Origin of the sequence: Pseudomonas sp. V88_4 (assembly GCF_029967985.1) — a bacterium.
GTDB classification, from domain to species: Bacteria; Pseudomonadota; Gammaproteobacteria; order Pseudomonadales; family Pseudomonadaceae; genus Aquipseudomonas; species Aquipseudomonas glycinae.
This window is the reverse complement of record NZ_JASCAF010000010.1, coordinates 22,914-30,709: the sequence shown is the minus strand read 5'-3', so window position 1 is coordinate 30,709 and position 7,796 is coordinate 22,914. Positions and strand designations below refer to the sequence as shown.

General features: G+C 63.6%; 7 protein-coding genes. All 7 read right to left on the bottom strand.

Annotated elements, in window-relative coordinates; genetic code table 11:
- Positions 1-104: 104 nt before the first annotated feature.
- Positions 105-1,745 (bottom strand): BatD family protein, encoded by a 1,641-nt coding sequence (locus QLG12_RS07050; RefSeq protein ID WP_282474210.1) that lies wholly within the window; start codon positions 1,743-1,745, stop codon positions 105-107.
- Positions 1,742-3,478 (bottom strand): tetratricopeptide repeat protein, encoded by a 1,737-nt coding sequence (locus tag QLG12_RS07045; protein WP_282474209.1) that lies wholly within the window; start codon positions 3,476-3,478, stop codon positions 1,742-1,744. The genes QLG12_RS07050 and QLG12_RS07045 overlap by 4 nt, the downstream gene beginning before the upstream one ends.
- Positions 3,475-4,554 (bottom strand): VWA domain-containing protein, encoded by a 1,080-nt coding sequence (locus QLG12_RS07040; RefSeq protein ID WP_282474208.1) that lies wholly within the window; start codon positions 4,552-4,554, stop codon positions 3,475-3,477. The genes QLG12_RS07045 and QLG12_RS07040 overlap by 4 nt, the downstream gene beginning before the upstream one ends.
- A complete protein-coding gene (locus QLG12_RS07035; RefSeq protein WP_179694665.1) occupies positions 4,547-5,044 on the bottom strand; it encodes a DUF4381 domain-containing protein in 498 nt (165 codons plus the stop codon). Before QLG12_RS07035 ends, QLG12_RS07040 begins: the two co-directional genes overlap by 8 nt.
- Positions 5,041-5,985, bottom strand: coding sequence for a DUF58 domain-containing protein (locus tag QLG12_RS07030; protein WP_007959332.1), 945 nt, complete (start codon positions 5,983-5,985; stop codon positions 5,041-5,043). Before QLG12_RS07030 ends, QLG12_RS07035 begins: the two co-directional genes overlap by 4 nt.
- A gap of 5 nt (positions 5,986-5,990) precedes the next feature.
- Positions 5,991-6,950 (bottom strand): MoxR family ATPase, encoded by a 960-nt coding sequence (locus tag QLG12_RS07025; RefSeq protein WP_011334589.1) that lies wholly within the window; start codon positions 6,948-6,950, stop codon positions 5,991-5,993.
- A gap of 280 nt (positions 6,951-7,230) precedes the next feature.
- Positions 7,231-7,584, bottom strand: a complete 354-nt coding sequence (locus QLG12_RS07020) for a hypothetical protein (RefSeq protein ID WP_197868028.1) — start codon at positions 7,582-7,584, stop codon at positions 7,231-7,233.
- Positions 7,585-7,796 lie beyond the last annotated feature (212 nt).

Genomic DNA, 7,796 nt, shown 5'->3' with positions numbered 1-7,796 from the left:
ATCTGCCCCCTTTTTTGGTCCCCTTTTTACTTTTGATGATGGCCAAACCCATGAGAGGCGATCGTCAGTTGTCGTGAAAAGTCAGTCGCAGACGATCACCTGAGCTACTTCGGATAAAGCGGCGGCAACCCACTATCCCCAACCGGATCCTGCACCCGCTCCGCCGTCGGAATCGTCCGGATCGCCCGCCACAGATCCTCACCCTGCCAATGCTGCCCCGTCTCGCTGTACAGCGCTCCGTTCAAACCATCGAGCGCATCCGACAGCGGCACAAACCGCGCCGCCATGTCCGCCAGTGTTTCCGGTTGCTGGCGGGCCCAGGCGTCGAGGGCCTGGCGGGTGGCGTGGGGGTCGTTGGCCTGGCTGGCGCGTTTGATGTCGTCGAGCAGGGTGCGGGGGCTCGGGCCGGTTTGCGCGGCGCGCAGGATCGCCGGTTGCCAACGGGCACGCCACCAGAGGCCGAAGCCGAGCAGGGTGGTGCAGGCGAGAACGAACGTGCTGAGTTTCCACCACCACAAGGCTTCGCTGTCAGCCGCGCTGAGCGGTTGCGCGTTGCCCGCCGGGGTGTCGACTTGCAGGCTTGGGTTGTTCGCCACTTGCAGGGTGCGCGCCGGCAGGCTGGTGTGTTCCAGGTGATCTTCGAAGGTGTTCCACCAGACCACGTCCACCGTTGGCAGCTCGATCGAGCCACTGCGGCTCGGCACCAGCGCTTCACGTTCTTCACGACTGCCGATCAGGCCGCGGTCGCTGCTCTGGTTGTTCAGCACCGGTTGATCCGGATAGCGGCGCAGGCCGTTGGCTTCGGTGGCGGGCAGGGCGGGCAGTTGCGAGCTGGCCAGGCCTTCGACCTTGAGGGTCAGGCTGCGGGTCAGTGAGTCGCCGACCTGAGTGTGTTCCGGCTCCGGGTTCCAGCTTTCGCTCAGGCTCAGGCTGCGGGCCGGCAGCCACGGCGCATCGCTGGGGTAGGTCATCGGTTTGGGTTTGACCGTCAGCGAAGTTGCGGCGGAGCTGATGTGCATCAGCTTGCCCGGCTTCGGCCCCTGCGCCGTGGCGTCCTGCGAGGGCTGGGTATCGACCAGTGTGGCGCTGAACGTCTGCGGGGCGATGCTCAGCAAACCGCTGTGCTGCGGATAGATCGCATAGCGCATCTCGATCACGCCATGGCGCACACCGTTGATGTCTTTTTCGTAGGTGCGCATGTCGCCCAGTTGCTCGATGCGCGCGTCGGCGATCTGCAACGGCGTCAGGCTGCTGTCGTCGTACAGCGACACTGAATGGTAGATGCGCAACGTCAGGATGGCCTGGGCCTGCACGTAAACGCTGGTTTGGTCGAGGCTGGCTTCGATGAACACTGGTTCGCGGGCATTGTTTTCTTCGCGGGTGTCGCTCTCGATCACTTGCACGGTGATCGGCTGGCTCTCGACGTCGCCCAGTTTCAGCGGCGGGATTTCAACGCTGCCGTTCTGCTTGGGCAGCAGGGTGATGATCCAGCGCGTGGTGGCGCGGTTGTCTTCGTTGAGGGTGTTCAACTGGTTGACCTGCCGCGTGCCGCGCACTTCGAACAGCGGCTCCAGCGGGGTCAGGTCCGGTTTGCCGAACTGCGTGACATCGTTGGATTCGAGAGTGAGTTCGACCGTCTCGCCGGAGTTCAGGCGACTGCGATCCACGCTGGCCGTCAGCTCGGCCGCCTGGGCGGTGGCCGTGCAGATCAGCAGGGGCAGCAAGAGAGCGGTGAAACGGGTCATCGAATGTTTTCCTGATCCTGATGTTGTTGCTGTTCGTACCAGAATTTGCGTCGCAGCAGTTCGCCCGGGTCATCCGGGATCTTGCCCAGCCATTGTTCCAGCGCCTGCTGTTGCTCGCCTTCGAGGTTGTCCTCATTGGGGCGCAGCAGCGGCGGGTTGTTCTGTTCCTTGCCCGGTTCGCTGTCCGGCAGCTCGTTGGCACCCGGCAGCGGCGGGGTGGTCGGCGGCGGTTCGCTGGCGGACTCACCGGTTTGCGGCTCGCTCTGGGTTTCGCTTTTGACCGCTGGCGGCGGAGCGGTCGCTGGCGGTGGTTCATCGCCCGGTAGGTTTTGCTGCGCCGGTTTGTCTTGCGGTTCGGCCGGCGGCGGGGCGTTTTTCTGTTTGAGCAGGTTTTCCACCAGCGCCTTGTTGGTCAGCGCCGGGCGCAGATCCGGTTGGCGTTCCAGGGCCTGTTCATAGGCGTCCAGCGCCGCTTCCAGCTCGCCGCTTCTGGCCAGGGCGTTGCCACGATTGTAGTGTGCGCGGGCGTCATTGCCCTCGGCGAAACGCTGAGCGGCGCCACTGTAGTCGCCGGCCTCGTACAACGCCACCCCTTGCCATTGCGGATCTTCGAAATGCTTCGCTGCCTCGGCCGGGCGCTTCTGTTTGAGCAGATGCAGGCCTTGTTGATCGGGACGCAGCCACAAGTCTTCGAAGTCGAAGGCATAGCTCGGTTGCGGCAATGCCAGCAGCAACGGCAGGCAGAACAGCCAGCCACGCCGCCCGGCGCACGCGGCGAGCAACAACAGCGGCAACAGCAGCCAGTAACCCTGATCGGCCCAGGTGTCGAGTCGAACGGTCTGGCCATCGCTGCGCAGGCTGCGCGGGCCGTCGAGCAGGCCGAGGTCGCCCAGATCGGATTCATCCACCCGTGCGCTACGGTACTCGCCGCCGACCGCGTTGAGAAATGCGCCGAGGCCCGGGCTGTCGAGTTGCGGCACCCGGATCGCGCCATGGGCATCCTTGAGGAAGCTGCCGTCTTCCTGAGCAATCGGCGCGCCCTCGGCGGTGCCGACACCGAGCATCAACAATTGCGCCGATTGGCCACTGAGTGCATGGCGAATGCCCTGGCGTTCTTCTTCCGACAGCGAAGAACCAATCAGCAGAATCCGCCCCTGACCCAACGCACCCTGCTTGAGCAACGCCAACGCCTTGCTCACCGCCAGATCGGCGCGGTGGCCGCTTTCCGGCATCAGCGAAGGCTTGAGCGCGTCGAGCAGATTGCGACTGGTCGCCAGGTCATCCGACAGCGGCACCAGCGTATGGGCGCTGCCGGCGTAAACGACGATGGCGGTCTGCGCGTCGCTGCGCACTTTCAGCAGGTCGAACAGCTTGCGCCGGGCCTGTTCCAGTCGCGTTGGTGGCGAATCGGTGGCGAGCATTTCCGGGGTCAGTTCCAGCACCACCACCAACGGGTCGGCGGGTTTCTGGCTGGTCTGTTCGACCCGTTCCCAGCTCGGCCCAAGCAGCGCCAGAATCGTCAGCAGCCAGGCCACGCTCAGGGCGACCCAAGGCAACTTGCTGTCACGACCGCTGCCGCCACTGAGCAACGTGGCATGGAAGGCCGGCGGCAGGATCATCTGCCAGCGACCCGCGCGTTTCTGTCGGTGCCAGAGCTGCCAGATCAGCCAGCCGAGCAACGGCAGCAGCAACAGCCACCAGGGACGGAACCAGTGCGGCCAGAGGGCGATCATCGGCGCCTCCGCAGACGCAGGCGCTTGAGGCGCTCGCGCCAGTCAGGCAGGGGGCTTTGCAGATACAGCTCCTTGGTGAACAGCCGTTGCAGCGGGTTGTCCGGCCACAACACACGGGCCACCAGCAACATGCTCAGCAGCAGGGCGAATGCCAGCGGCCACTGATACAACGCCTGCGCCGGACGGGCCTGGGTCGGTTGCTGGGTCACCGGTTCGAGCTGATCGAGGGTGTCCTTGATCGCTTGCAGCTGCTTACCGTCGCGGGCGCGGAAGTAACGCCCGCCAGTGACCTCGGCGATGGCCTTGAGTGCCGGTTCGTCGAGATCGAGGGTCGGGTTGCCGCCGAGCAATGCCGTGGCAGCGCTTTCTTCAGGATCGGCGCCGATGCCGATCGGGTAGATTTTCACGCCTTCGCTGGCGGCCAGTTTTGCGGCGGTCAGCGGGTCGATTTCGCCGCCATTGTTCGCGCCGTCGGTGACCAGAATCAGCACCCGGCTCTGGGCCGGACGCATGCGCAGGCGCTTCAGGGCCAGGCCGATGGCGTCGCCAATCGCGGTGTTCTTGCCGGCGATGCCGATCCGCGCTTCATCGAGCCAGACCCGAACGGTACGCCGGTCAAACGTCAGCGGCGCTTGCAGATAAGCCTGGCTGCCAAACAGGATCAGGCCGACCCGGTCGCCGTCGCGACTTTCCAGAAAATCGCCGAGCAAATGCTGAACCAGCGACAGGCGACTGACGTCCTCATCGTTCCATTGCATGTCCGGGAAATCCATCGACCCGGACACGTCCACCGCCACCAGCAGATCACGTCCACTGGCGGCAATCGGCAGCGGTTCGCCTAGCCATTGCGGGCGGGCGGCAGCGGTCAGCAACATCAGCCACAACAACAGAAACGGGGCCTGCTGGCGCCACGCCGGCAGATTGGCCCGCGCGCGACGGCGAGCGAGGCCTTCCAGGTCACCCAGGAAACTCACTTTCAACGCCGGTTCGCCGCTGTCGGCCACCGGCAGCACAAGGCGCATCAGCCACGGCAGCGGCAACAGCACAAAGATCCACGGCCAGGCGAACTCAAACATGTTTGCGGATCCAGGTGTCGACTGCCTGGGTCAGGCCGGCGATGGCTTTGTCGTCGAGTTTGCACTCGGGTTTGTAGGCGCCTTCGACGAGCACCATCCAGCGGGTCAGACCGGCGGCGGGGCAGCGGTTGTCGAGAAACGCCAGCCATTTGCGGCCGTTGAGGGTATGGCTCTGGCTGTAGGGATAGTGGTTGCGGCACAGGCGCTTGAGCAGACCGTTTAGCTGCTGCAGCCAAGCCCCGGCTGGCGCGCCGTCGTAGGGTTTGGGCATCTGCGCCAGTTCGGCGAGTGCGGCGATGCGCACCGGATCGAGTGGCAGTTCGGCGCGCACGATCGGTTTCTTTTTGATCGGAATGAAACGCCGCAGACGCCAGACTGCAAAACCAATCACCGGCAACAGCAAAAGCAGCAGCCACCATCCCGGTGCCGGCGGCCAGAAGGCAATCGGTGGCGGGGAGATCAGCGGTTGCAGTTGTTCGAGGCCGTTCATCGACCTTTCCCCGGACGCTGCGGGTTAAGGAATTCACGCATTTGCTCGACCATTTCACTCTGAGTGCTCAGCGGCATCAGCAGCACGCGCAGCTTCTGTGCGAGCAATTCCCAGCGGGCAATCCGCGCTTCGGCCTGAGCGCGATAGGTCTGGCGCAGGTCGAAGTTGAGGGTGTCGAGTTCCAGCTGCGCGCCGCGTTCGGCGAATCTCAGCAGTCCGGCGGCGGGCAGGGCGTGATCCAGCGGATCGGACAGCGGCAGCATCAACAGATCGCAATGGCGCGACAACAGGCTCAATTGCTGCTCGGCGCTGTCGGACAGTGCGCGCTCGTCGCAGATCACGATCACCAGACTGCCCGGTCGCAGCACTTCGCGGGCCCGGCGCAACGCCACGCCAAACGCATCGCGATCCGGCTCCCGCTCGCTGTGCAGCGACTGGTTGACCTTCACCAGCCGGTTGAGCAATTGCAACAGGCTCTGCTTGCTGCGCCGTGGTTTGATTTCGTAGTGCTCGTTGTCGCCGAACACCAGCCCGCCAACCCGGTCGTTGTGACCCAGTGCGGCCCAGCCGATCAGCGCCGCAGCCTGCGCTGCGAGCACCGACTTGAACATCAGCCCGGAGCCGAAGAACAGCCGCGTGCTTTGCTCGACCATGATGAAAATCGGCCGTTCGCGTTCTTCATGGAACAGTTTGGTGTGCGGTTCCTGAGTCCGTGCGGTCACGCGCCAGTCGATGGTGCGCACGTCGTCGCCGGCCTGATAGACCCGCACCTGATCGAAGTCCACGCCACGACCACGGAATTTCGAGTGATGCAGGCCGATCAGCGGGCTGCGCTGGCTCGGCGTGGAAAACAGCTGCACTTCGCGCACGCGGTGACGCATCTCGATCAGCTCGGCGAGGCTGATGCGGATGCCCGGTTCGGACGGCAGGGAGGCGTTCATCGAGGTCAAGCGACGGCTACGACGTCGAGAATCCGTTGCACCACCCGATCCTGGTCGATGCCAGCCGCTTCGGCTTCGAACGACAGAATGATGCGGTGACGCAGCACGTCGAACAGCACAGCCTGGATGTCCTCCGGGCTGACGAAGTCGCGACCGGCCAGCCAGGCGTGGGCGCGGGCGCAGCGGTCGAGGGCAATGGAGCCACGCGGGCTGGCGCCGTAGGCGATCCACTCGGCCATTTCCGGATCGAACTTGGCCGGGTTACGGGTGGCCATGACCAGTTGCACCAGGTATTCCTCCACCGCGTCGGCCATGTACAGGCCAAGGATTTCCTTGCGCGCGGCGAAGATCGCCTGCTGGCTGACCCGGCGTTCGGGCTTGGTTTCGCCGTTGAGGGCTTCGCCCCGAGCCTGTTGCAGGATCCGGCGTTCGACGGCCGCGTCGGGGAAGCCCATTTTCACGTGCATCAGAAAGCGGTCGAGCTGGGCTTCGGGCAGCGGATAGGTGCCTTCCTGCTCGATCGGGTTCTGCGTGGCCATCACCAGAAACAGCGGCGACAACTCGTAAGTGCTGCGCCCGACACTGACCTGACGTTCGGCCATCGCTTCGAGCAATGCCGACTGCACCTTGGCCGGGGCGCGGTTGATTTCGTCCGCCAGCACCAGGTTGTGGAAGATCGGCCCTTGCTGGAACACGAAGCTGCCGGTTTCCGGGCGATAGATTTCGGTGCCGGTGATGTCGGCCGGCAGCAGATCCGGGGTGAACTGGATACGATGGAACTGGGCTTCGATGCCCTCGGCGAGCTCTTTGATCGCTTTGGTCTTGGCCAGTCCCGGAGCACCTTCGACCAGCATGTGGCCGTCGGCGAGCAGGGCGATGAGCAAGCGCTCGATGAGTTTTTCCTGGCCGAGAATCTGCGTTGAAAGAAAGGTTCGCAGCGCCAGCAGCGCTTCACGATGTTCCATCGATGACTGTTCCTGGAAAGGGTGGCCACAGGCGTTCGGATAACGCCGGGGCTGGGGGCGTTACTTTAATCCATCGCAGGGGGTGGCGACTAACGGCATTTTGCGCAAAGTGCGGGAAATGACCGGGGCAATTGTTGGAATTTTGTAGGGCGGGGGAGGTGCGGTGTTCTTTTGGGCCCTATCGCTGGCAAGCCAGCTCCCACAGTGACCGCGTTCTGTCTGTAGTACGCGTACCCCTGTGGGAGCTGGCTTGCCAGCGATAGGGCCAGTGCAGACGCCATCAAATCTGGCTGATGTAAGTGCCTGTACCATCAAGAATGTTCTTCAGGGTTTCCTCGACCTCGGCCAGATCCACCATGTCCGGATTGAAGGTGATTTCCAGCACATCATCCCCGTTCAACGCATCGGCATCCGCCGCGGCGATTTCGATCTTCAGCAGGGTCTTGCTCAGGGTGACCTTGACGCCATCAAGGGTCGACGGCTCGCCATCCAGCGTAATCTCCAGCTCATCCTCGTCCGGATAGCGGCTCATCAGAAACATTTCGCCCTTGTCGCTGTGGCAGCAGAGCATGGCCATGTTGTCTTCTTCGTCGTCGCAAGGGTTGACGATCAAAAGGGCGGTGGTCATTTGCATGGGGAATTCCTGACTTGGCGGGCGTGTTGGTCGCAATTGGGCGCGATTCTGCCAGCCTCCGGGAATTTCTGCATGTGAGAGTGTCAGAGGATGTGTCGTGAACGCGACACAGGTCAATGGTCATTCCTGGCACGCCTGTACCGTAAAAACGGGCATTCAGACCGGCGTTCCGCCCCATGAATGCTAGTGTTTACCGATGCGCAGGCCTTGGT

Bases quoted from the DNA above. Each gene is read 5' to 3' on its own strand.
- QLG12_RS07050 (WP_282474210.1), bottom strand. From the start codon at position 1,745: ATGACCCGTTTCACCGCTCTCTTGCTGCCCCTGCTGATCTGCACGGCC.
- QLG12_RS07045 (WP_282474209.1), bottom strand. From the start codon at position 3,478: ATGATCGCCCTCTGGCCGCACTGGTTCCGTCCCTGGTGGCTGTTGCTG.
- QLG12_RS07040 (WP_282474208.1), bottom strand. From the start codon at position 4,554: ATGTTTGAGTTCGCCTGGCCGTGGATCTTTGTGCTGTTGCCGCTGCCG.
- QLG12_RS07035 (WP_179694665.1), bottom strand. From the start codon at position 5,044: ATGAACGGCCTCGAACAACTGCAACCGCTGATCTCCCCGCCACCGATT.
- QLG12_RS07030 (WP_007959332.1), bottom strand. From the start codon at position 5,985: ATGAACGCCTCCCTGCCGTCCGAACCGGGCATCCGCATCAGCCTCGCC.
- QLG12_RS07025 (WP_011334589.1), bottom strand. From the start codon at position 6,950: ATGGAACATCGTGAAGCGCTGCTGGCGCTGCGAACCTTTCTTTCAACG.
- QLG12_RS07020 (WP_197868028.1), bottom strand. From the start codon at position 7,584: ATGCAAATGACCACCGCCCTTTTGATCGTCAACCCTTGCGACGACGAA.